At 43.2% G+C, this 22,975-nt stretch carries 24 protein-coding genes; 21 read left to right on the plus strand and 3 right to left on the minus strand.

The window, feature by feature from the left end:
• Window positions 1–2: 2 nt before the first annotated feature.
• The 17 genes from yfmH (at window position 3) to AC0YN6_RS01895 (ending at window position 16,649) form a co-directional block, all read left to right on the plus strand.
• Complete coding sequence (gene yfmH, locus AC0YN6_RS01815; protein ID WP_475744669.1) at window positions 3–1,289, plus strand: EF-P 5-aminopentanol modification-associated protein YfmH; 1,287 nt, start codon at window positions 3–5, stop codon at window positions 1,287–1,289.
• On the plus strand, window positions 1,286–2,032 hold the full coding sequence (gene ymfI, locus AC0YN6_RS01820) for an elongation factor P 5-aminopentanone reductase (RefSeq protein ID WP_475744671.1): 747 nt from the start codon (window positions 1,286–1,288) through the stop codon (window positions 2,030–2,032). The genes yfmH and ymfI overlap by 4 nt, the downstream gene beginning before the upstream one ends.
• 108 nt (window positions 2,033–2,140) lie before the next feature.
• On the plus strand, window positions 2,141–2,392 hold the full coding sequence (locus tag AC0YN6_RS01825; protein ID WP_475744672.1) for a DUF3243 family protein: 252 nt from the start codon (window positions 2,141–2,143) through the stop codon (window positions 2,390–2,392).
• A gap of 189 nt (window positions 2,393–2,581) precedes the next feature.
• Window positions 2,582–3,349 carry a DUF3388 domain-containing protein gene (locus AC0YN6_RS01830; protein ID WP_475744674.1) on the plus strand — a complete coding sequence of 256 codons (768 nt, stop codon included), beginning with the start codon at window positions 2,582–2,584 and terminating at the stop codon, window positions 3,347–3,349.
• An 18-nt stretch (window positions 3,350–3,367) separates the two neighbouring features.
• Entirely contained in the window at window positions 3,368–4,312 is a 945-nt protein-coding gene (locus AC0YN6_RS01835; RefSeq protein WP_475744676.1) for a helix-turn-helix domain-containing protein, read from the plus strand.
• A 25-nt stretch (window positions 4,313–4,337) separates the two neighbouring features.
• Complete coding sequence (locus AC0YN6_RS01840; protein ID WP_475744678.1) at window positions 4,338–4,832, plus strand: YajQ family cyclic di-GMP-binding protein; 495 nt, start codon at window positions 4,338–4,340, stop codon at window positions 4,830–4,832.
• A gap of 296 nt (window positions 4,833–5,128) precedes the next feature.
• On the plus strand, window positions 5,129–5,704 hold the full coding sequence (gene pgsA, locus AC0YN6_RS01845; protein WP_138751526.1) for a CDP-diacylglycerol--glycerol-3-phosphate 3-phosphatidyltransferase: 576 nt from the start codon (window positions 5,129–5,131) through the stop codon (window positions 5,702–5,704).
• Window positions 5,705–5,794: 90 nt separating this feature from the next.
• Window positions 5,795–7,045, plus strand: coding sequence for a competence/damage-inducible protein A (locus tag AC0YN6_RS01850; protein ID WP_475744680.1), 1,251 nt, complete (start codon window positions 5,795–5,797; stop codon window positions 7,043–7,045).
• Window positions 7,046–7,300: 255 nt separating this feature from the next.
• Window positions 7,301–8,350: a recombinase RecA gene (gene recA, locus AC0YN6_RS01855; RefSeq protein ID WP_475744681.1), complete on the plus strand. Its 1,050-nt coding sequence runs from the start codon at window positions 7,301–7,303 to the stop codon at window positions 8,348–8,350.
• Window positions 8,351–8,429: 79 nt separating this feature from the next.
• On the plus strand, window positions 8,430–9,134 hold the full coding sequence (locus tag AC0YN6_RS01860; RefSeq protein ID WP_475744682.1) for a regulatory protein RecX: 705 nt from the start codon (window positions 8,430–8,432) through the stop codon (window positions 9,132–9,134).
• A 181-nt stretch (window positions 9,135–9,315) separates the two neighbouring features.
• A complete protein-coding gene (rny, locus tag AC0YN6_RS01865; protein ID WP_475744684.1) occupies window positions 9,316–10,860 on the plus strand; it encodes a ribonuclease Y in 1,545 nt (514 codons plus the stop codon).
• A 90-nt stretch (window positions 10,861–10,950) separates the two neighbouring features.
• Entirely contained in the window at window positions 10,951–11,745 is a 795-nt protein-coding gene (locus tag AC0YN6_RS01870) for a TIGR00282 family metallophosphoesterase (RefSeq protein WP_475744685.1), read from the plus strand.
• A gap of 137 nt (window positions 11,746–11,882) precedes the next feature.
• Window positions 11,883–12,143, plus strand: a complete 261-nt coding sequence (locus AC0YN6_RS01875; protein WP_006036664.1) for a stage V sporulation protein S — start codon at window positions 11,883–11,885, stop codon at window positions 12,141–12,143.
• A gap of 114 nt (window positions 12,144–12,257) precedes the next feature.
• Window positions 12,258–13,199 carry a dipeptidase gene (locus AC0YN6_RS01880; protein WP_475744688.1) on the plus strand — a complete coding sequence of 314 codons (942 nt, stop codon included), beginning with the start codon at window positions 12,258–12,260 and terminating at the stop codon, window positions 13,197–13,199.
• 183 nt (window positions 13,200–13,382) lie between these two features.
• Window positions 13,383–15,140, plus strand: a complete 1,758-nt coding sequence (locus AC0YN6_RS01885) for a 2-oxoacid:acceptor oxidoreductase subunit alpha (protein ID WP_475744690.1) — start codon at window positions 13,383–13,385, stop codon at window positions 15,138–15,140.
• Window positions 15,118–15,984: a 2-oxoacid:ferredoxin oxidoreductase subunit beta gene (locus AC0YN6_RS01890; RefSeq protein WP_475744691.1), complete on the plus strand. Its 867-nt coding sequence runs from the start codon at window positions 15,118–15,120 to the stop codon at window positions 15,982–15,984. Before AC0YN6_RS01885 ends, AC0YN6_RS01890 begins: the two co-directional genes overlap by 23 nt.
• A 92-nt stretch (window positions 15,985–16,076) precedes the next feature.
• The gene (locus AC0YN6_RS01895) at window positions 16,077–16,649 is read left to right on the plus strand and encodes a phosphate propanoyltransferase (protein WP_475744693.1); all 573 of its coding nucleotides are present in this window, start codon (window positions 16,077–16,079) and stop codon (window positions 16,647–16,649) included.
• A gap of 74 nt (window positions 16,650–16,723) precedes the next feature.
• On the opposite strand, the gene AC0YN6_RS01900 is transcribed toward AC0YN6_RS01895, so the two are convergent.
• A complete protein-coding gene (locus AC0YN6_RS01900) occupies window positions 16,724–18,217 on the minus strand; it encodes an MDR family MFS transporter (RefSeq protein ID WP_475744694.1) in 1,494 nt (497 codons plus the stop codon).
• A 186-nt stretch (window positions 18,218–18,403) separates the two neighbouring features.
• On the opposite strand from AC0YN6_RS01900, the gene AC0YN6_RS01905 reads away from it, so the two are divergent.
• On the plus strand, window positions 18,404–19,012 hold the full coding sequence (locus tag AC0YN6_RS01905) for a TetR/AcrR family transcriptional regulator (protein WP_475744695.1): 609 nt from the start codon (window positions 18,404–18,406) through the stop codon (window positions 19,010–19,012).
• Between the two features lie 76 nt (window positions 19,013–19,088).
• On the opposite strand, the gene AC0YN6_RS01910 is transcribed toward AC0YN6_RS01905, so the two are convergent.
• Window positions 19,089–19,382, minus strand: a complete 294-nt coding sequence (locus tag AC0YN6_RS01910; protein WP_475744697.1) for a hypothetical protein — start codon at window positions 19,380–19,382, stop codon at window positions 19,089–19,091.
• A gap of 51 nt (window positions 19,383–19,433) precedes the next feature.
• Here AC0YN6_RS01910 and AC0YN6_RS01915 point away from each other — a divergent pair, with 51 nt between their 5' ends.
• Complete coding sequence (locus AC0YN6_RS01915) at window positions 19,434–20,012, plus strand: Crp/Fnr family transcriptional regulator (RefSeq protein WP_475744698.1); 579 nt, start codon at window positions 19,434–19,436, stop codon at window positions 20,010–20,012.
• A 22-nt stretch (window positions 20,013–20,034) separates the two neighbouring features.
• Here AC0YN6_RS01915 and AC0YN6_RS01920 read toward each other — a convergent pair whose 3' ends face one another.
• Entirely contained in the window at window positions 20,035–20,589 is a 555-nt protein-coding gene (locus AC0YN6_RS01920; protein WP_475745507.1) for a DUF4386 domain-containing protein, read from the minus strand.
• A gap of 240 nt (window positions 20,590–20,829) precedes the next feature.
• On the opposite strand from AC0YN6_RS01920, the gene miaB reads away from it, so the two are divergent.
• Entirely contained in the window at window positions 20,830–22,422 is a 1,593-nt protein-coding gene (gene miaB, locus AC0YN6_RS01925) for a tRNA (N6-isopentenyl adenosine(37)-C2)-methylthiotransferase MiaB (protein WP_475744699.1), read from the plus strand.
• A gap of 23 nt (window positions 22,423–22,445) precedes the next feature.
• Window positions 22,446–22,940, plus strand: a complete 495-nt coding sequence (locus AC0YN6_RS01930; RefSeq protein ID WP_475744701.1) for a YlbF/YmcA family competence regulator — start codon at window positions 22,446–22,448, stop codon at window positions 22,938–22,940.
• The last annotated feature ends 35 nt before the right edge of the window (window positions 22,941–22,975 follow it).

The raw sequence follows: 22,975 nt of genomic DNA on the forward strand, positions 1-22,975 counted from the left end.
CGATGCAAACCCTTAACTATCCAAATGTACAGGAAACCTTGTATCGTGAAGTGCTTGATAATGGACTCGAGGTTATCGTGCTTCCGAAGGAGGGCTTCCATAAGACCTATGCGACATTTTCTACAAAATACGGCTCAGTCGACAACCGTTTTTCAGTTGGTAATCAGCCTCCAGTAAAGGTGCCGGACGGCATTGCACATTTCTTGGAGCATAAAATGTTTGAGGAGCCAACCGGTGATATTTTCGCTGTGTTTGCTTCACAAGGAGCATCAGCTAACGCGTTTACGAGCTTTGATAGAACCGTATATTTGTTTTCAGCAACGGAGCAAATTAACGCAAATTTAGAGACGCTGATCAATTTTGTTCAAAACCCTTATTTTACCGATACAAACGTAGAGAAGGAAAAAGGGATCATTGAGCAAGAAATTAATATGTATCGTGACAATCCGGATTGGAGAGTTTATTTTGGTTTGATTGATGCGCTGTACCATGAACATCCCGTTCATATTGACATCGCTGGCACAGTCGAATCCATTAGACAAATCGATAAGGAAACACTCTATCGCTGCTATGAAACGTTTTATCATCCGTCCAATATGCTGTTGTTCGTCGTTGGCGGCGTGAAGGCGGAGGAAGTGTTCCAGCTCGTTCGTGATAATCAAAATAGCAAATCATTTGAACCGCAAGGACCGATTGAGCGATACTTTGAGAAGGAACCGGAGACCGTAAAAATTACACGTAAAGTTACGGAATTGCCGGTATCTCTGCCTAAGTGTATGCTTGGGTTCAAGGAAAAGAAGACGGGTCTAACTGGGGAAGCTCTCCTTCGTCAAGAAGTAACGACAAAACTGATGTTGGATGCATTAATTGGTTCCAGCTCTAAGCTTTATCAACAGCTGTATGAGAATGACCTGATTTCTGATTCCTTTGGAAGCGAGTATAATTCGAGTACGGGTTATGCTTTCTCAGTAATCGGGGGCGATACACCAAATCCAGATGAGCTTATTAAACAGATACGTTCTGCTGTTGAAGGCTTATTAGAAAGCGGTATAGAGCCTACTGCATTTGAGAGATCTAAACGGAAAAAAATCGGTGGATATTTACGCATGCTCAACTCCCCAGAAGCGATTGCAGGTGAATTTACAAGATATCGGTTCCGAGATAGTGATATGTTCGACGTCCTCGAATTTTACGAGAAATGTACGCTTGAACAAGTAAATGAACGGCTTCGCGAGCATTTTGATTTCGAGCAGCTTGCCGTGTCTATAGTAGAACAACCATCAAAATGAAGACGCTCCAACAAATGACGGTGCTTATTACCGGGGGAGGCCGCGGCATCGGAGCAGCGATAGCTAAACGATTTGCTGCGGAGGGTGTAAACATCGTCATTCATTATTTACATTCGCACGAGACAGCGAATGAAACGGCACGAACGTGTATGTCTCTTGGCGCGAATGTATTAACAATATCTGCTGATTTGCGATCAAAGGAGCAGCTTGAACGGATGCGGGAGAAGCTTGAGAGCCATAATATGCTTCCAGATATATTGGTGAACAACGGAGGTATTTCCCATTACGGAATGCTCATGGATGTGACGGAAGAAGAATGGGATGACGTGATGTCAGTCAATCTAAAGGGTATGTTCCTTTGCTCGCAGCTATTTATGCCGAATATGATTGCACAGCGGTACGGCCGAATCATTAATGTATCATCCATTTGGGGGATATCGGGAGCCTCATGCGAAGTTCTTTACTCCACTACCAAAGGAGGCATGAACGCCTTTACTAAGGCGCTGGCGAAGGAGCTGGCGCCGACAGGCGTTACAGTTAATGCTGTTGCCCCAGGTGCAGTTGAGACGGAAATGATGGACGGCTTCAATGCGGAGGAGAAGGCTGCAATGCAGCAGGAAATTCCTGTTGGACGCTTCGGTTCTACAGAAGAAATTGCTTCGCTGGTATATTTTCTAGCGCTTCCGGAATCATCATATATTACGGGGCAAATTATTAGTCCTAATGGCGGCTGGCACACGTAGTTGAAGCGAGCAGCTTTCCAAGACAAGCTTGTTGCATAATTAGAAATGCGATTACGCATGATATAAGTGTTGATGATTTTTTTCTATACCCATAGGAGGCGAAGAAACATGTCAACTGTACTTTCTAATTTTGCAACATGGAAGCAGTTCTTGGCAGAGCGTGTATCGCAAGCAAAAAAAATTGGTATGACGGAAGAAACGATTTCAAGCTTAGCTTACGAAATCGGAACTTTTCTCGATGAGAAGGTTGATCCGAAAAATGAGGAAGAACGTGTATTGAAGCAACTATGGGATGCTGGCGATGAAGCGGAACGTAAAACTCTCGCTCACTTGATGGTCAAGCTCGTTCAGAACTCGTAGTTGAAACAGTACGAAATTGACATCTTCCTTAACAGAAGCAGAAACAGAAGAGCCTCCCTCAGGAGGCTTTTCTGCAATGTTTCTTTTTGGGTTGCAGGATTGTGACGAAACTTGTAGAATTATGGTTCATGGCGTATGTGTATCATGAATTACATACTCTATAAGAACAGGTTTAGGACGGTGACAGCATTGGAGTCGAAACAGTGGTACATGGAATACAAAATACATAAAAACCGCCCTGGCCTTCTCGGAGATATCGCCTCATTACTAGGTATGCTTGAGGTAAATATTATGACAATTAATGGGGTCGAAGATAGAACAAGGGGCATGCTTCTTCAAACTGATGACGACGAAAAGATTGAATTGCTTGGCAAGATGCTTCAGAAAGTAGATAATATTACTGTAAACAAGCTGAGAACGCCTACAATCGTAGATATATTAGCGGTTCGTCATGGACGCTACATCGAGCGTGATTCGGATGATCGCAAGACTTTCCGTTTTACACGTGATGAGCTAGGTATTTTGGTTGATTTTTTGGGTGAAGTGTTTAAGCGTGACGGTAATCAGGTTATAGGTATACGCGGGATGCCGCGAGTTGGGAAGACAGAATCTATCATTGCAGGCAGTGTATGCTCGAACAAGAGATGGTCCTTTGTGTCTTCGACTTTGCTTCGTCAGACGGTTAGAAGTCAAATGTCGGAAGATGAATTGCAGCCGAATACTATTTTTATTATTGATGGTATCGTAAGCACAATTCGTTCTAATGAAAAGCATCACAGCTTGCTGCAAGAAATTATGGCTATGCCATCAACTAAAGTGATCGAACATCCGGATATATTTATTAAGGAATCTAATTACGATTACAGCCATTTTGATATTATTGTTGAATTACGTAACACACCAGATGAAGAAATATCGTATGAGACTTTTACAACTAACTATACAGACGATTTCTAATCGGAAGGAGGCCGTCTCATGTCTGACTTAGGTGAATTGCTTCGCAAGGCGAGAGACCAGCGTGGATTAACGCTAGATGATATTCAAGAAACGACTAAAATTAGAAAACGGTATTTGGAAGCGATTGAGAGTGGAGACCATACGGTTTTACCCGGTCCTTTTTATGTACGAGCATTTGTGAAAAATTACTCTGAAGCCGTTGGACTTGATCCGGACGAAGTACTTCGTTTGTATCAGCATGAGGTGCCTGCAGCACCGGTGGAGCAAATTTCTGAACCAATCGTCTCTAGATCGCCGCGTCGGGTTCAATCACAATCGTCAGAAAGACTCGGGAAAATCGGATTCAACGTGATGATGTGGTCTTTTCTGATTTTAATTGTCGTCGTCATTTGGATGTATTTCATTAATAATGATACTGACAAACCCAAAGAAGTCGACAATAACACAAATATTACGGAAGCTTCAGCACCGCCTGTTAAGAATGATGAAGACACTGCTGCTGGAAACGGAAATACTCCGACAAATGAGCCAGTTGCTCCAACTCCGACACCTCCTTCTACTACCGTTACATTTGGCAGTAAAGTTGGGAAAGCGGATCAATACGATATTGGACCTGTTGGCGTTACGCATAAGGTTGAAATTAAAATATCAGGCGGCAGAAGCTGGTTAGAGGTTCGTTCAGACAGCAATCAAGGTAAGAAGCTTTACTCAGCGAATGCTGAGGATGGGACTGTCGAGTTATTTGACCTTACAGGTCAGATTTACATCAATGTAGGCAGATCCGATTTAACAGAGATTAAAGTCGATGGGGTTATTGTTCCTGACGGCGACAGAGCAGGTTCCAAAAAACTGCTGCTTAAACCTGTTATTGCTGAAGATTCAACATCTGATGGAAGTACTGAAATGGGTACAGATACGGGTGCGGGTACTGGTACAAATACAGAAACTAAAACGGAACAATGATTACCGTAACAAGGGAGAGATCGATTTGGCATCAGAAAATGCTTTTGATATTGTATCTAAGGTGGACATGGCAGAATTAGCTAATGCAATAAAGCAAGCGGAGCGGGAAATTGAAACACGCTTTGATTTTAAAGGCAGCAAGAGCTCCATCGCACTGGAGAAGGAAGATCTTGTTGTAGCGTCTGAGGATGAGTATAAGCTGAAGAGCGTGCTAGATATTCTTTTGTCCAAAATGGTAAAACGCGGAGTTCCAATTAAAAACATGGACTACGGAAAAATTGAAGGTGCATCCGGCAATACTGTTCGTCAGCGGATCAAGCTAAGACAAGGCATCGAGCAAGACGTTTCTAAAAAAATCAATATTCTAATTCGTGATTCGAAATTGAAAGTTAAAAGCCTTATTCAAGGTGATCAATTAAGAGTTTCTGGGAAGAGTCTAGATGATTTGCAAGCCGTTATGAAGCTGCTTAGAGAAGCGGATCTGCCTGTTGAGCTTCAATTTACCAACTATCGTTCGTAATTATAAGGCTTCGTTTCATCGAATTTCGAGAAACGGGGCTTTTCGTTTTGGTATAGAGATAGCAGAAAAATAAGGCTTAATCCGCTTTTGACACGTGTATTGGCATGTATTATACTGGTTTAGATAGCTTTACAGATGGATCTGGGGGATACATAGATGAGGGAAAACAGACATGCAGTCACTCTTGCTTTCTTAACAAGTGGTCGGCAACAGGGACGAAAATTCGACTATTTTCGCAAACAAAGGGTTCGCGTAACGCACACCTATGAGTTAGATCGAACAGAGGAGGGAATTGCGTGAATCTGGCGAACCGCATTACACTAGCGAGAATATTTTTGGTGCCGGTTATTATGTTTTTTCTGCTTATTAAAGTGGATTTGGGGTCGTTCACCATTTCAGACTTCTCCATTACATACAATCAAATTGCAGCGGCACTCATTTTTATTGTGGCGGCAAGCACAGACGGTTTAGATGGTTATATTGCTCGCAAGAACAAAATTGTAACGAACCTGGGTAAGCTGCTCGATCCGCTCGCGGATAAGCTGCTCGTTGCTGCAGTACTTATTTCTCTTGTCGAAATGGACAAACTGAACGCATTGATTGCGATCGTTATCATTAGCAGAGAGTTTGCTGTTACAGGTCTTCGTCAAATCGCGCTGTTAGAGGGCTCAGTTATGGCTGCCAGCACGTGGGGGAAATGGAAGACAGCCATTCAAATTACGATGATTATCGCGCTATTGATTAACAATTTCCCTTTCAACTTTATTGATTTTCCATTCGATGTTATTGCTAGCTGGGTAGCTGCTGCGATTACGGTGTACTCAGGTATTGATTATTTTTTGAAAAACAAACATTTGATTCCGGTAGAATAAAGTTAAAGCATCTTTCCGTCATACGGGGGGATGCTTTTGCTTATTGCTTAAGATCACTCATACATTTGAATTCAAAGGAGAGCTAGACTAATGAAAGCGGAAATCATTGCTGTCGGGACAGAGCTGCTGCTCGGACAAATCGTAAATACGAATGCACAGTTTTTGTCGCAGAAACTTGCAGGCTTAGGTGTCGACGTCTACTTTCAGACCGTAGTTGGGGACAATGCGGTTCGCCTGCGGCAAGCGATCGAAATCGGGAGAAGCCGTGCGGATCTTCTCGTATTTACTGGGGGTCTCGGGCCGACACAAGATGATCTTACAAAGGATGTATTAGCTGATTATTTGGACCGTGGGCTTGTGATTCATGAGCCGTCAATGGCACAAATTGAGCATATGTTTAGCTCTCGTGGAATTCACATGGTTGAGAGCAATCGTCGTCAGGCTTTGATGATTGAAGGTGGAGTGCCGCTTGAAAATACAACGGGGCTAGCCGTAGGCAATGGTTTGTCCGTGGATGGTACACTTTATTTGCTGCTGCCAGGTCCTCCGCGTGAAATGAAACCGATGATGGATGGGGCTGCTGAGCAGTGGTTGCGTTCTATGCTTGGAGAGGCTAATCCCCTCTATTCCCGAGTATTGAAGTTTGCAGGAATCGGAGAATCGAACCTTGAAGAGAGGCTGCTTGATTTAATTGATGGACAGCTTGACCCAACCATCGCCCCTTATGCAAAGGAAGGCGAGGTTGCTATACGCGTATCTACCAAAGCGAGCTCATCCATTGAAGCGGATCTCAAAATAGACGAAAGTGTAACTAAGATCAAGGAACGTGTTGGCGAGTATTTATATGCACAGGAGGACGTCACCTTAGAGGAGGAGGTTGTACGCCTTCTGAGAGCCTCAAGACGCAAGCTGGCTAGTGCGGAAAGCTGTAGTGGGGGTTTGTTCGCCGAACTCATTACAAACGTTCCTGGAAGCAGTGGAGAGTATGTAGGAGGGGTTGTCACCTACACGAATATAATGAAGCATCATTTACTTAGCATTCCGATGACTCAGCTTGAAGGGGAGGGGGCGCCTGGTGCGATTAGTGACTCGACAGCTGCATTAATGGCAGAGAGAGTGAGAGAACTCTCTGATGCAGATTTTGGTATCTCATTGACTGGTGTTGCTGGACCTGCTGAATCCGAAGGCAAGCCTGTAGGGTTAGTATATTTAGGCATTGCTGAACGAGGCAAACCAATTGCTGTGCATACCTTGAACTTAAGCGGTGGCAGAGGCATGATTAGGCTTCGAGCGGTGAAGAGTGCTTTATACCGGCTATGGCTTGCGCTCCAAGCGAAGTGATTTATTGGTAAGGAATGGCGGATGCAAGGTTGGAAAAAAGCTAGTTGATATAAATAATGTTTGTCAATTGCCAAGCAGGCCGTTATAATTGAGATAGTTATCGGAAGAACCGTGGCGAAGAATACTTTGCTGCGGTTTTTTTATGTCCAGTTGAGGGGGCGAAGCTAAAAGGCGAATGTATGTTCGAAAAAATGCTTGTCAACCCGTCAGAAAAAAGGTATCATAAAATTATAAATAAAGAAGGATGTGAGTTTCTTGTCGGATCGTCGCGCTGCACTAGAAATGGCTTTGCGTCAAATTGAGAAACAATTTGGTAAAGGCTCCATCATGAAATTGGGAGAATCCACACACATGCAAGTAGAGACCGTACCTAGCGGTTCACTTGCTCTAGATATTGCATTAGGAATAGGCGGTTTACCGCGCGGACGTGTTATAGAAATCTATGGACCGGAATCCTCCGGTAAAACGACAGTAGCACTTCATGCGATTGCTGAGGTTCAAAAGGTTGGTGGACAAGCTGCATTTATCGATGCGGAGCATGCACTTGATCCGCTTTATGCAAACAAGCTGGGCGTAAATATTGATGAGCTATTGCTTTCACAGCCTGATACAGGCGAGCAAGCTTTGGAAATCGCTGAGGCTCTTGTTCGCAGCGGTGCGGTTGATATTATCGTAATTGACTCCGTTGCAGCACTTGTACCGAAAGCTGAGATTGAAGGCGACATGGGTGATTCTCACGTAGGTCTTCAAGCTCGTCTGATGTCGCAAGCTTTGCGTAAGCTTTCCGGAGCAATCAGCAAATCGAAAACCATTGCGATCTTCATCAACCAATTGCGTGAGAAGGTAGGCGTTATGTTCGGTAACCCCGAGACAACGCCAGGCGGCCGCGCTTTGAAGTTCTACTCAAGCGTACGTCTTGACGTGCGTCGTATTGAGACGTTGAAGCAAGGAAATGACATGATTGGTAACCGTACACGTATTAAGGTTGTGAAGAACAAGGTTGCTCCTCCGTTCAAGCAAGCTGAAGTGGATATCATGTACGGTGAAGGTATTTCTCGAGAAGGTACGCTTGTCGATATCGGTGTCGAGATGGATATCGTTCAGAAGAGCGGAGCATGGTTCTCCTACAATGGAGAACGTCTGGGTCAAGGCCGCGAGAATGCGAAGCAGTATTTGAAAGACCATAAGGATGTTGCTGAAGTCATTGAAAAACAGATTCGCGATGCGAGCAACCTGTCTGCAGCAGCAGCTCAGGCTAATTTTAAACCTGATGAAGACGAAGAAGAGTTTGAAGATCTGGAATAAATCGATCTAATATCATACGCGCTGATGCTTCGCCGTCCCGTTAGGGGCGGCGAAGCTGTGTTTAGAGAGGATGTACGGTATGTCAAATAGCCACTCGCGTACGGTAGAAGAATGGATGATATTATCAGTTAAACAAGACAAAAAGGAACGAAAACTATATCATCTCTTTGCTGAGTCAGAGGAACCAATTTTGTCGGTGCATGAAGATATATTTATCCGATTTCGGCTGACAAAGGGACAACTTGTAACTGAGGATCAGGTCGAGGAGATTCGGATGGAAGATGAACGTTACAGATCTTATGTAATGGCCATTGCCTATTTGGGAGCAAGACCTCGAACGAGGAAGCAGATCGAGCAATATTTGAACCGCAAACTATTTGAGTCAGACAATATACAATATGCCCTTGACCGTTTAGAAAGGGAGCATATTGTGGATGATGAACAATATGCACGCCAATTTGCTACCAGCCGACTAAAAAATCGGTTGAAGGGTCGACGCTTTATCCAACAAGAGCTGCAGCAGCGAGGCGTGTCGAAAGAAGCCGTAGCAGAAGCTATCGATTCGCTGGACCAGAAAGTGGAATTAGCGTCTGCGAAGAAGGCTGCAGAGAAGAAATGGCGATCATTAAAAGGCGAACCATTTGAGCGAAAACGCAAGCTAATGGGTTATTTAATGCGCAGTGGCTTCCCGGCAGATATCGTGAAAGACGTGATAAAATCTATCGATTTGGATGGGGAAGAAGAATCATTCGAGGAATATGATGGGCTTTTGCTTGACAATTGATTTTACGAAAAGATAAAATGAGGTTGTATTCCTTCATTATTGAATCAATTTTCCTTCCAAAAGTTGATTCAATACGATTATTTTCGTCAAATTAGTAAATGTTTAAACGGTTTGAAGCCGGTTGAAAACCTAATATCATCCCAAGCAATGCCTTGGTGTATGCAACAAGGAGGTGAACAAGATGCCTAATGAGATCATTTGGGTCTTGATCTGTCTCTTTGTTGGCGCAATTTTCTTTGGGATTGGTTATTTTATTCGAAAGTCGATTGCTGAAGCCAAAATTTCAAGTGCTGAGCAAGCTGCTATTGTAATCGTAGAAAATGCGAAAAAAGAAGCGGAAGCTCAGAAGAAAGAAACTGTGCTAGAGGCAAAAGATGAAGTCCACAAACTTCGTTCCGAAGCTGAGAGAGACATTCGTGAACGTCGCAACGAGGCTCAACGTCAGGAAAGACGTTTGCTCCAAAAAGAGGAGTCGCTGGATAAAAAGTTAGAAGCGCTAGAACGCAAAGAAGAAACTGTAGCCAACAAAGAAAAACGGATCGAAGAGACGCAAGAGCAGATCGATTCCATTTACAAACAGCAGCAAAGTGAATTGGAACGTATATCGAGTCTGACAACGGAAGACGCGAAATCGATCATTTTGTCTAATGTTGAACAGGAAGTACGACATGAAACAGCACAGATGATTAAAGAGATCGAGCAGCAAGCGAAAGAAGAGGCCGATAAGAAAGCCCGTGATATTATATCACTAGCAATTCAACGCTGTGCGGCAGATCATGTGGCTGAGACGACGGTATCCGTCGTAACGTTGCCTAATGAAGAAATGAAAGGCCGCATTATCGGGCGTGAAGGCCGTAATATCCGTGCTTTGGAAACATTGACTGGTATCGATCTTATTATCGACGATACACCGGAAGCGGTCATTTTATCTGGTTTCGACCCGATAAGACGCGAAATTGCCCGCACTTCTTTGGAAAAGCTTGTGGCTGACGGTCGTATCCACCCTGCTCGCATTGAAGAAATGGTTGAGAAATCTCGTAAAGAAGTGGATGAGCGCATCCGTGAATACGGTGAGCAAGCTACTTTCGAGGTTGGTGTTCACAGCTTGCATCCGGATTTAATCAAGATTTTGGGTCGATTGAAGTATCGGACAAGTTATGGTCAGAACGTGTTGAAGCACTCCATGGAGGTAGCTTACTTGACTGGATTGATGGCAGCAGAACTTGGCCAAGATGTTACGCTCGCGAAGCGTGCAGGTTTGCTGCATGATATCGGTAAAGCGCTAGACCACGAAGTTGAAGGATCACACGTCGAGATCGGCGTTGAACTTGCTAAGAAATACAAGGAGCATCCTGTCGTTATTAACAGTATTGCCTCCCATCACGGTGATACGGAAGCAACTTCCGTTATCGCAATGCTCGTAGGAGCAGCTGATGCATTGTCCGCTGCACGCCCTGGAGCACGTCGTGAGACACTTGAGACGTACATCAAACGACTGGAGAAGCTTGAAGATATTTCAGAATCGTTTGAAGGCGTTGAAAAATCGTACGCGATCCAAGCTGGCCGTGAAGTACGTGTTATGGTACAGCCAGAGAAAATCGATGATACGGAAGCATTCCGACTCGCTCGTGATATCACGAAAAAAATCGAGAGTGAACTCGATTATCCGGGACATATTAAAGTTACGGTTATTCGTGAAACACGCGCGGTTGAATACGCGAAGTAAATCAACAAAAAAATATCAGCTTTTCAGAAAAGTGGCTGCTTGTTAGCCACTTTTCTGTTTGCAGGCGTACAAAAAAGGAAGTGTACTCACATGAATGTATTATTTATCGGCGATATCGTAGGAAATGTAGGGAGAAGCGCACTTAAGCGCGTACTGCCAGCTCTTAAAAGTAAATATAACCCTCATATTATTATTGCGAATGGTGAGAATGCTGCTGCAGGTCGAGGGATTACTGCAACAATTGCGAAGGAATTTTTCGAATGGGGTATCCATGGCATAACGATGGGTAACCATACGTGGGATAATAAAGATATTTTTGAATGGATTGACGACGAGCCTCGTATGGTTCGCCCTGCGAATTATGCGGAGGGTGCACCTGGACAAGGCATGGCATTTATTAAAGCAGGCGGAAAGCAGCTTGCTATTATTAATTTACAAGGCCGGACATTTTTGCCTCCAATCGATTGTCCATTCCGCAAGGCTGATGAATTGATCGAAGAAGCGAGAGAGCGTACAAACAACATCCTCGTCGACTTTCATGCTGAGGCGACGTCAGAGAAGATTGCAATGGGTTGGCATCTTGATGGGAGAGCTTCGATCGTGCTTGGCACGCATACGCATGTACAAACGAATGATGATACGATCTTACCTGAAGGAACGGCTTACATAACGGATGTTGGTATGGTTGGTCCAAAGGAAGGCGTACTTGGAATGGAACGAAATGCTGTTTTGCATAAATTTATTACGCAGCTGCCCGTTCGTTTTGTAGTGGATGAAGGCAAGTGGCATTTGCATGCCATCTCTGTACAGATTGACGATGCGACAGGAAGAGCACGCAAAATTGAGAAAATACGTCTTACGGAAGATGAATGGCTTCTGATGTAATACTATCAATCTCTCGAAAGTTCTGACTATTCAGAACAGTTTGTGAATACACGAAATAAAAGCAGGAATTTTTTTAACTCCCTCGAATACTATTTAAAAGTGGAATCCATCCAACAGTCCAAGGGGAGGTTCTTTTTATGGATGTATTAAAAGTTTCAGCAAAGTCCAATCCAAATTCCGTTGCAGGTGCGCTAGCTGGCGTTCTTCGTGAACGTGGTGGTGCGGAGCTGCAAGCCATTGGTGCTGGTGCGTTAAATCAAGCGATCAAAGCTGTAGCGATTGCTCGTGGATTTGTCGCTCCCAGCGGGGTGGATTTAATTTGCATACCGGCTTTTACAGACATTGTTATTGATGGGGAGGATCGAACAGCAATCAAATTGATTGTTGAACCTCGGTAGCAAGTCCAAGCGGCGTTAATGCTTAAGCCAATTGGATATAAAGACAATTGTTCGCCTGTTTACGTCGTAGACAGGTTTTTTTGCTGTGAATCTGACAAATGGTGAGGTGCGGCTATGAAAGTGATAGATTTTCATTGTGATGTGCTCTGCAAGCTGCTGATTGACGAGAATTTAACTTTTCAAGGCAGTAAGCCTAGTTCATTAGATGTTACATACGAGCGTCTGAAGGCTGTGGGAACGGTTTTGCAAACATTCGCGATCTATATTCCTCAATCCATGAATGGACGATTAGAGCCTATTTTGGAGAGCATAGATCGATTTCACCAAATGGTATTATCTTGTGAGGACATGTTATGGGTGAAGACTGCGCAGGATCTGGATACTTGCATAAATAGCGGAAAAATAGGAGCGCTGTTGTCGCTTGAAGGTGTAGATGGCCTTCAAGGGCAAATGTCTCTGCTTCGTATCGTACATCAATTAGGTATACGTGCTGCGGGTTTAACCTGGAATCATGCGAATTGGGCTGCAGACGGGGCAATGGAGCCGCGCGGCGGGGGCTTGACCGCAAAAGGGAAATTGTTAGTAGAAGAATGTAATAAATTGGATATAATATTAGATGTATCTCATTTGTCCGAGAGGGCATTCTGGGATGTTGCTGAGCTTTCTCAGAAACCGATCCTCGCTTCTCACTCTAATGCGAGAGCGATCTGTGAGCATCCGCGTAATTTGAAGGATTCCCAGATTGAGAAAATAATTACGATGCAAGGTCTAATTGGTGTTACTTACGTCCCTTGGTTTGTAGCGAGCACGGAGGTTGTTGTGATCGATGATTTGCTGCGTCATATTGAGCATATTTGTGAGCTCGGCGGAGAGAACCATATTATGCTAGGCTCTGATTTTGACGGAATTGACAGCTACATGAAAGACTTAACGCATCCAGGCGATCTTATAAATTTGCAAGAAGCGCTTCTCAAACGTTATTCTGAGCAGCAGACCGTACAATTTATGTCTGAAAATGCCCTTCGTTTTCTTCGAAAAAATCTTCCTTTGGCTTAAAAGCGATTCGATCTATTTGCGGTATGGAAACAATCGAAACAAATTATGCTTCTATTAAGCGTTTACATCTTGATTTTTATGAATTTGAGCTTTAAACTTGTTGTGACTGTTATGAATTATACTATATAATTACTTGATGAAATAGAATGGGTGCATGTTTTAGAAAAAGAGGAGTTGGGCATTTTGATTAGTCAATTGTCTTGGAAGATCGGGGGACAACAAGGAGAAGGCGTCGAGAGCACGGACCGAATCTTTTCCACGGCGCTTAATCGGTTAGGCTATTATTTATATGGTTATCGTCATTTCTCCTCACGGATTAAAGGCGGTCATACAAACAACAAAATTCGTATAAGCACGAAACCAATTCGTGCGATTTCGGATGATTTGGATATTCTAGTTGCGTTTGACCAAGAAAGTATTGATTTGAATGCAAAAGAACTGCGTCTTGGCGGCGTTATCGTTGCTGATGCGAAATTTAATCCAATTATACCTGAAGGCATAAATGCAAGACTGTTTGCTGTTCCTATTACTGCGATGGCTGAAGAGCTCGGCACATCATTAATGAAGAACATGGTTGCTTCGGGCGCGTCTTGGGCACTTCTAGGACTGCCGCTGGAAGTATTCAATAAAGCAGTGGAAGAAGAGTTTGGACGCAAAGGTGCAGCTGTCGTTGAGAAAAATATTGAAGCGGTAAAACGCGGTGCTGAGTTTGTATTAGAGCAGGCCGGTGGACCGCTTGATGAATTCAAGCTGGATGAGGCTGACGGACAGCAGAAATTGTTCATGATCGGTAATGAAGCAATTGGTCTCGGATCTCTTGCTGCTGGCTGCCGCTTAATGGCTGCTTACCCCATTACACCAGCATCTGAAATTATGGAATATTTGATCAAGAAGCTTCCTAAATTCGGTGGTACAGTCGTGCAAACAGAGGATGAAATTGCTGCTGTAACGATGGCGATTGGTGCAAACTATGCCGGCGTTCGTTCGATGACAGCATCTGCTGGCCCTGGACTATCTCTTATGATGGAAGCAATTGGCCTAGCTGGCATGACCGAAACACCGCTTGTGATCGTAAATACACAGCGTGGCGGTCCATCAACAGGTCTACCTACGAAGCAAGAACAATCCGACTTGAATGCAATGGTTTACGGTACGCATGGAGAAATTCCAAAAATCGTAATCGCACCGGCTTCGATCGAGGATTGCTTCTATGACACGCTTGAATCCTTTAACTTGGCTGAGGAATATCAAGTACCGGTTATTTTGATGACAGATTTGCAGTTGTCTCTTGGCAAGCAGTCATGTGATCAGCTTGATTACAATAAAATAGAGATTAAACGCGGTAAACTTGTGGAAAATGTGCCTGCACTTGAAGGTCATGATTTGTTTAAACGTTATGAGCTTACGGAAGACGGCGTCTCGCCTCGTGTATTGCCTGGTGAGAAAGGCGGCCTGCATCACGTAACTGGCGTAGAGCATGATGAAACAGGGCGTCCATCAGAGAATGCAGTGAACCGTCAGAACATGATGGATAAGCGTTTGAACAAGCTGAATGAAATGTATATTCGTGAAGCGATTCGTGTAGATGCACCTCATGAAACACCTGATTTGCTTATTATCGGCATGGGCTCTACTGGCGGTACAATTGATGAAGCTAGAAGCTTACTCGCTCAAGAGGGTGTTTCTACGAATCATATTACGATTCGCCAAATTTATCCGTTCCCAACGAAACCACTGCTTCCTTACTTGCAAAATGCGAAAAAAGTGATTGTCATCGAAAACAATGCAACCGGACAGCTGGCAGGTCAAATTAAAATGCATGCTGGTTTTGCAGAGAAAATCGATAGCTTGCTTAAATACGACGGCAATCCGTTCTTGCCTTCCGACGTTCACAAAGCTTGTAAGGAGTTGAGTTTAGATGGCAACGTTCAAAGAGTTTAGAAATAATGTAAAGCCTAACTGGTGCCCGGGTTGCGGAGACTTTTCGATCCAAGCTGCTATTCAACGCGCTGCAGCTAATGTAGGACTTGAGCCTGAAAATTTAGCGGTTATTTCCGGTATTGGTTGTTCGGGTCGGATTTCCGGTTATATCAACGCTTATGGTTTTCACGGCATTCACGGTCGTGTGCTTCCTATCGCACAAGGCGTAAAGCTTGCTAATCGTGAGCTTACCGTTATCGCTTCGGGTGGAGACGGGGATGGCTTCGCAATCGGTATGGGTCACACCGTTCACGCCATTCGACGTAACCTTAACGTCACCTATATCGTAATGGACAACCAAATCTACGGTCTAACGAAAGGACAAACTTCTCCGCGAAGTGCTGAGGGCTTCAAAACCAAATCAACGCCGGAGGGTTCTATCGAGTCGACGTTATCACCGCTGGAGATTGCAATGTCTTCTGGTGCTACATTCGTAGCGCAGTCATTCTCAAGCGATTTGAAACAATTGACGAAATTGATTGAAGAGGGCATTAACCATGAAGGTTTCTCGCTGATCAACGTGTTCAGCCCTTGTGTTACTTTTAATAAAATTAATACGTATGATTGGTTTAAAGAAAATATCGTGAATTTAGAGCAATTCCCTGATTATGACTCATCTAACCGCGTGGAAGCGATGAACAAAATCATGGAGACAAACGGGATGCTTACTGGACTTATTTACCAAAATAAAACCCGCAAATCTTACGAGGATCTTATTACCGGCTTTAGTCAAGAGGGTCTTGCTAAGCAAAATATTAAGATTACTGCTGAAGAATTTGAGAAACTTGTTGCCGAATTTAAATAAATGGTATGATAAGCATACGGCTTAGCAGTCGTGTGCTTTTTCTTTCAACTCAGTGCAAAGAGGATAATTCAGATCAGGAGAGTGACAGCATCATGCATAGAGAAGTTCCAATCGGGGTATCGGCAAGACATATTCACTTATCGCAGGAGCATGTCGAGTTATTATTTGGTGCAGGTTATGAATTAACAGAAATGAAGCCTTTGTCTCAACCAGGCCAATATGCTGCTAATGAAACCGTAGCGGTTGTTGGACCGAAAGGGACATTTGCTAAAGTAAGAATACTCGGACCTACGCGTAAGCAGACTCAACTCGAAGTGTCGCGTACAGATGCGTTTACACTAGGTGTTAATCCGCCTGTTAGGGAATCCGGAGATACAAAAGGCTCTGCTGGTATTAAGCTTCAAGGACCTGCTGGAGAGGTTACGATCGACGAAGGCGTTATTGTGGCGGCAAGACATATTCATTTCCATACTAGTGATGCTGAGCGGTTTGGTATTGCGGACAAGCAGTCGCTGCGTGTTCGTTTTACTGGAGAGCGTGGTGTTGTGTTCGAAAATGTAGTTGCACGTGTATCAGAGCAATTCGCATTAGATATGCATATCGATACAGATGAAGCAAATGCAGCAGGTGTGAAAAACGGAGATATGGCTGAAATCATAGATTAATCGATGAAAAAAAAAGGCAGCTTCTAAATCGTCAGAGACGAATTGGAAGCTGCCTTTTGTATTGCAGAACGTTACTAGTGCCCCATCATCATAGAAACTTCTGGTTTTTCATTAGGATTTGTATCGTGTTCTTGCTTCGGTTTGCGAAGCAGAAAAGCTACAAGGGCACCGACGATTGATATAGAAGCTAGAATGAAGAATGTATCTCCATAGGAGGAGTAAACGACGTTAGGTCCTGGGTTTGTTGCCCCGTAATGCTCCACTCTGCTTGCAAGAATTGTCGACAACCCTGCGATAGCAAAGGAGGTCATTACTTGCTGTGCTGAAGCGGTTAGCGATGTTACACGGCTAACGAGCTCTTTGGGCGCTGACTGCATAAGATGTGTATTAAGCGGCATCATCGACAAGCCCATACCTGCGCCGAGCATAGCGATTGGAATCATAAGCGTAAGAAGAGTCGTTTCCGCTGATAATTGGCTCAGAATGAAGCCAGCAATGGTTACGATAGATAAACCGGTAATAACAAGTGGACGAGCTCCGATACGATCAAACAGCTTGCCGCCGATCGGCATGAAAATACCTGCAGCAAGAGCTTGAGGAAGCAAGATAAGTCCAGTTTCAAAAGCGGAATAGCCTTTGGCAATTTGCAAGAAAACCGGAATCAGGAACAGCGTTCCGAATAATGCGATTTGGACAATCCATTGCAAAATGATGCCGCGGGTAAAATTGCTTGATTTGAATACACGAAGCTCAAGCAGTGGTTCCTGGCGCTTTAGCTCGACGATGATGAAAATAATAAGCGAAATACCGCCTACAATCATACCAGTCAACGCTTCAGGAGAGGTCCAGCCGCTTCCTGCGCCGCCTTCAGCACCTCCAGCTGAGCTTACTCCGAATGCTAGCATAGCAAACGCGAGAGGAGCGAATATCATACCTAAAAAGTCTAGTGAAGGAACTCGCTTGCGCTCAATGTTAGGCAAAGTGCGAAGACCAACAATAACGGCAATGATACCAATCGGAAGATTGATGATGAATATCCAATGCCAAGATACATAATCAACGAGCCAACCTGCCACAACTGGGCCTAGAGCAGGAGCTAGAAGCATCGGAATTCCGATCATGCCCATTACTGCGCCTTGTTTGCCTGGAGGGCTGAGTCTAAAGGTGAAGGCCATTGCAATAGGAGCAACCATACCTCCGCCGAGTCCTTGAATGATACGGAAAACGATGAGCTGCTCAGCTGTTGTAGCTAGTGAACAAAGCCCCGAACCAATCGTGAACATAATGATCGAAAACAAGAAGATTTGTTTGGCTCCGAAACGATCGGACATCCATCCAGCGAGTGGAATAACTGCTGCTTGTGCAAGTGCGTAGCCTGTAATGGTCCATTGTACAAGAGACATCGGGCTTTTGAAGTCAGCCATTAGTCCAGGCATGGCGACATTCATGGCGGTGCCGTCTAAAATAACCATAAACATACCGACAATGATGGCGATTAACGGAGCAATAATATTGCGAATTGACATCGGATCACCAATGGGTGTTGCTTTTTTTGAAGCTGAAGCCATAACATTTCCTCCTATCCGTATCTGTGGGTCTATTCTACCTATTGTTGACCAATGTTAAGCTGAAGGCTACAATAATAGATGACCGCATCTATATGCGGACAATTGTCCGCATTACTGAATAATAATGACGGATGTGGCAATTGTCAATTATTTAATTTGTTAACGCGGAAAAAGGAGACGAGAACGATGACTGCACCAGAAAACAGCAGAACGAAACAAGCGCTCAGCAAAGCGATTTTGCATACAGCTAATCACTTGTTTACGGAGCATGGGGTAGAATCGGTCAGTATGCATCAAATCGCCAAATCGGTTGGCATTGGTCAAGGCACCTTATATCGGCGGTATTCAAACAAAGGTGATTTGTGCATGGATATGATGAAAGACAATTTTAATATTTTCATCAAAGAGATCGACGACTATTTAATGGACGCGGCAAAATTGCCCGTGCAAGATAGATTAAGTAATGTCATGTGCAAAATTATTGCGTTTATCGATAGAGAATCGAAATGGCTTGGCGTAATGCAATCCTTTAATAAAATTGAACATGAACATCCTAAGGGTGATTTTTTTCAATCGCCGCCTTATCTTTATTTGCATAATGAGCTGTGCAAATTACTTCAGGAAGCGATTGATAAAGAGCAGATTGAGCCGCTTGACCCGAGTTATGCTGCTCATTCCTTAATATCGATACAATCTCCGCATACTTTCAGACATTTGCGCTATGTCATGGGTTACTCTTGTGAGGAAATCCAAGAGCGTTTTTGTAAGACTTTCATAGACCCCTTATTTCATTAATGCAGGAATCATTAGGAACGAGAAAAGACAGCGGGTTTCGCTGTCTTTTTGCTTTATATCCACTGAGATGAATAAGTTACACAATAGTAACTGTTGCAATATCTTTTCCAGCCCAAAGATTAAAGCTATAACCTGTTTTGAGTAAATGCCAAGGTGCTTCATCGACTATAAAAGCGATATCAGCATATGTATCCCATGATCTATCAATATGCTTTGTTATCTTTACTAACACAGTCCATGTTTCTCCAATAAGTTTTTTATCTTTTATTTCGGCATAGTGTACAACGATGTCTCGTATCCATTCATTCACGGGAATTTGATTAGGATTTTTGTGCCAATTAATAAAAGCCTTTACCGACCGTATGACCATAATTTTCTCTCCTTTGTTTCGCCGATCTACGATCTGAAAGGAGATCCAAACATGAAAAGTATATTGTATAAGTATATGTCTAAATTTACTTCATTGAACGAAGAAGAACAACAAGCTATCGCTAATGAGATACTTATTGAGGAATATAAGAAAGGAACAACTCTGCTTAGACAAGGAGATGTTCCTACAAAATGTTATTTCGTATTGAAGGGATGCATAAGGCAGCATTCGATTAATGAAATGGGCAAAGAGACTACCTCCAATTTTTATACAGAAGAACAAGCCATTTCGATTTTCAATCATCATAAACAAGATAAATCATCCGAATATACGTTTACGTGTCTAGAAGACTCCGTATTGGTCGTTGGCGAACTAGATACTGAACAGGAAATGTATAACAAACACGCCCAATTGGAATCAATGACACGCAAGATGGTAGAGGAATACTTTGGTCAAGTACAAGATGATTTCGCTTCATTTATCGCTTCTACTGCTGAAGAACGTTTTAAAGAACTATTAGTGAAGCGACCTTATCTAGTCGACCGTGTACCGCAACATCAATTGGCGAGTTATCTCGGTATTACCCCAGAATCATTAAGCAGGATTAAGAAGCGGGTTCAAAATAAATAATAATACGAAGGATGTTATTCCTTTATAGCTTTGTAGAGATTTTCCCTCTACTGAATAGCAACCAAATCCCAAATCCCAATTCTCCTAAAGTCATTGGCGCAATAAATACATAATTAAGTAAGGTGATGCCGAAAATGATTAAGCCAATCGACCAAAGCGTATTAAAAGATTTTAAAAACAGCATCATGAACGATTGAAGTTGATCGAATGTAAATAATGCTGCATCGTTTGTATTGTCCAAGAGGTGCATCACAAAAACCAAATTTAATAAGGCAATTCCCAATATAGCTGCATAAATAAGACGGAAGCATGCTCCGAGCAAGGAAATGCTTTTATGAATCGGTATAAGTAAGATATAGAAAGCCCAGGCGACCACGATGTCACAGATCAGGATAATAAGCCAGCCGAAGATTTCGGCTTTGAAAAGTAATGTTGACGTCATCATATTATTCATTGTGGCCCCGGGATCTCCTTGCACTACCAGATTTCCATGAACAAAACCATAAGAAAATAATCCAGCAAGCGCCATGATAATAAGAGATATGCCCGCAGTTAGAGCAATTTTCCGCTGATCCAGCAGTTCTTTTTTTAGGTCAACCATAATAAAACCTCCTGTTCCAATTTGATTTCATTGTAATCGCAGGTTATTAACGAGTCATTGACTTAAATCAATAATGCAAATTATTTGGATTGATGGATTCTTTGAATTGCATGAGATGGATTAGGTGTGGGTGTTATGATATAATTTTAAATTGATATGTTTAAATGAATAAAATTAATTGTTTATGGAAATTGCAGATAAAGGAAGTGAATCCCTATGACGAAGGAGACCAAAAACACACCAGACTTAAAATCTGGCTTAGGTGATAAGGACTACTCCAAGTATTTCGATTTTTCAGATGCAAAAATTTTGAGTGAAGAAGATGGCAAAACTACGGTTCGAATTAAAGGTCGCAATATTCAACTCAACTCTGCTCCTAATCACAAGGATGAGAAGAAGCGGGGCAAAGAGGATATTGAGGTACACTACGACTTTACTATTCCTGATGAACTGAAAACGATGGGCATAGGCAAGTTTTATTTGATCCAAACATACGGCTGCCAAATGAACGAGCATGACACGGAAGTAATGAAGGGCATGTTCGAAGAAATGGGTTATATCGCTACAGAGGATCGAAGTCTTGCTGATGTGATCTTGTTAAATACATGCGCAATTCGTGAAAATGCAGAAGATAAGGTGTTTGGCGAGCTTGGTCATCTCAAGGCGCTGAAGACGGAGAAGCCGGATTTGCTGCTAGGTGTTTGCGGCTGTATGTCGCAGGAGGAATCGGTTGTTGGACGTATTTTGCAAAAACATTCTTTCGTAGATATGATCTTTGGAACGCACAACATTCATAGACTTCCTCATTTGCTGCAAAATGCTTATTTCAGTAAAGAGCTGGTCGTTGAAGTATGGTCCAAGGAAGGCGATATTATTGAAAATATGCCTAAGAAACGTGAAGGAATGCGTGCTTGGGTCAATATTATGTACGGGTGCGATAAGTTCTGTACCTATTGCATCGTTCCATATACACGGGGCAAAGAGCGCAGCAGACGTCCAGAAGACGTTATTGCGGAAGTGCGCGAATTGGCTCGAAGAGGCTTTAAGGAAATTACATTGCTTGGTCAGAACGTAAATGCATACGGCAAAGACTTTGAAGATATCAACTATCGCTTTGGAGATCTGATGCAGGATATGTCCAAAATCGATATTCCGCGTGTTCGCTTTATGACGAGCCATCCTCGTGATTTCGATGATCATTTGATTGAAGTGCTCGGAACAGGCGGTAATTTGGTCGAGCATATTCATCTGCCCGTACAGTCAGGCAGCACTGAAATATTGAAACGTATGAGCCGCAAGTATTCACGTGAGATGTATTTGGAGCTTGTTTCCAAAATTAAAAAAGCAATTCCTAATGCAATGCTGACTTCGGATATTATCGTCGGTTTCCCTGGTGAAACAGATGAGCAGTTCGAGGACACGATGACGCTTGTAAAAGAAGTTGGTTTCGATTCCGCGTATACGTTCCTCTACTCTCCGCGTGAGGGTACACCTGCAGCTATTATGGAAGATAATGTTCCGCTAGAGGTGAAGAAGGCTCGTCTACAGCGTCTAAATGCTCAGCTTGCTGCAAATGCGAGAGAAAAGAATGAACAGCTTCGCGGTCAAATTGTCGAAGTTCTCATTGAAGGCGAAAGCAAAAACAATGAAAATGTCCTTTCTGGGCGGACTCGTACGAATAAACTCGTTCATTTGGAAGGTCCAAAGGAATGGATTGGTCAGTTTGTAATGGCGAAGGTAACCGAAGCTCAGACTTGGTATATTAAAGCCGAATGTATTGAACAAGATGCACAAGAAGCCGTTAGCTAACGGGAAAACAGGAGAGATGACAAATGTCAGAGCAACACACAGCAGAAAATCAAGCAGAGCAATGCGATCATAATCATGAGCATGGAGAAGGCTGTGGAATTCCGAGTTTCAATACACGTGATCTCATCGTTCGCGATGATATTTCGAATAAAGCAAAAGAACTAGCGAATCTGATTTTCACGTCAGTAGAAGTCCAGGATTATCGCCGCGCTGAGCTGCAAATTAATGGCAATGAGCGGGTTCAGCAATTGATTTCCAAAATCAAGAAGAAACAAAAGGAAGTTGTCGCATTCGAGACGACTTTCAAAAATGCAGATATGGTTAAAAAAATTGAAGGCGAAATGGAAGTGCTTCAGGATGAGCTTGATGGTATTCCTATCGTAACCCAGTTCCAACAAAGCCAATCCGACATTAATTACTTACTGCAGCTCGTTATTTCTATCATTCGCGATACGGTATCTGAGAAGATCAATGTGGAGAATGCTTCAGAACCAGCTCCTGAAGAATGCAGCGACTAAATATTTTATGTTATATGCCGTATACCATACAGCTC

Source organism: Paenibacillus sp. J22P15 (genome assembly GCF_056269345.1).

Coding starts and splice junctions, on each gene's coding strand:
- yfmH (WP_475744669.1), top strand. CDS start 3: ATGCAAACCCTTAACTATCCAAATGTACAGGAAACCTTGTATCGTGAA.
- ymfI (WP_475744671.1), top strand. CDS start 1,286: ATGAAGACGCTCCAACAAATGACGGTGCTTATTACCGGGGGAGGCCGC.
- AC0YN6_RS01825 (WP_475744672.1), top strand. CDS start 2,141: ATGTCAACTGTACTTTCTAATTTTGCAACATGGAAGCAGTTCTTGGCA.
- AC0YN6_RS01835 (WP_475744676.1), top strand. CDS start 3,368: ATGTCTGACTTAGGTGAATTGCTTCGCAAGGCGAGAGACCAGCGTGGA.
- AC0YN6_RS01850 (WP_475744680.1), top strand. CDS start 5,795: ATGAAAGCGGAAATCATTGCTGTCGGGACAGAGCTGCTGCTCGGACAA.
- AC0YN6_RS01860 (WP_475744682.1), top strand. CDS start 8,430: ATGTCAAATAGCCACTCGCGTACGGTAGAAGAATGGATGATATTATCA.
- rny (WP_475744684.1), top strand. CDS start 9,316: ATGCCTAATGAGATCATTTGGGTCTTGATCTGTCTCTTTGTTGGCGCA.
- AC0YN6_RS01870 (WP_475744685.1), top strand. CDS start 10,951: ATGAATGTATTATTTATCGGCGATATCGTAGGAAATGTAGGGAGAAGC.
- AC0YN6_RS01875 (WP_006036664.1), top strand. CDS start 11,883: ATGGATGTATTAAAAGTTTCAGCAAAGTCCAATCCAAATTCCGTTGCA.
- AC0YN6_RS01880 (WP_475744688.1), top strand. CDS start 12,258: ATGAAAGTGATAGATTTTCATTGTGATGTGCTCTGCAAGCTGCTGATT.
- AC0YN6_RS01890 (WP_475744691.1), top strand. CDS start 15,118: ATGGCAACGTTCAAAGAGTTTAGAAATAATGTAAAGCCTAACTGGTGC.
- AC0YN6_RS01895 (WP_475744693.1), top strand. CDS start 16,077: ATGCATAGAGAAGTTCCAATCGGGGTATCGGCAAGACATATTCACTTA.
- AC0YN6_RS01900 (WP_475744694.1), bottom strand. CDS start 18,217: ATGGCTTCAGCTTCAAAAAAAGCAACACCCATTGGTGATCCGATGTCA.
- AC0YN6_RS01905 (WP_475744695.1), top strand. CDS start 18,404: ATGACTGCACCAGAAAACAGCAGAACGAAACAAGCGCTCAGCAAAGCG.
- AC0YN6_RS01910 (WP_475744697.1), bottom strand. CDS start 19,382: ATGGTCATACGGTCGGTAAAGGCTTTTATTAATTGGCACAAAAATCCT.
- AC0YN6_RS01915 (WP_475744698.1), top strand. CDS start 19,434: ATGAAAAGTATATTGTATAAGTATATGTCTAAATTTACTTCATTGAAC.
- miaB (WP_475744699.1), top strand. CDS start 20,830: ATGACGAAGGAGACCAAAAACACACCAGACTTAAAATCTGGCTTAGGT.
- AC0YN6_RS01930 (WP_475744701.1), top strand. CDS start 22,446: ATGTCAGAGCAACACACAGCAGAAAATCAAGCAGAGCAATGCGATCAT.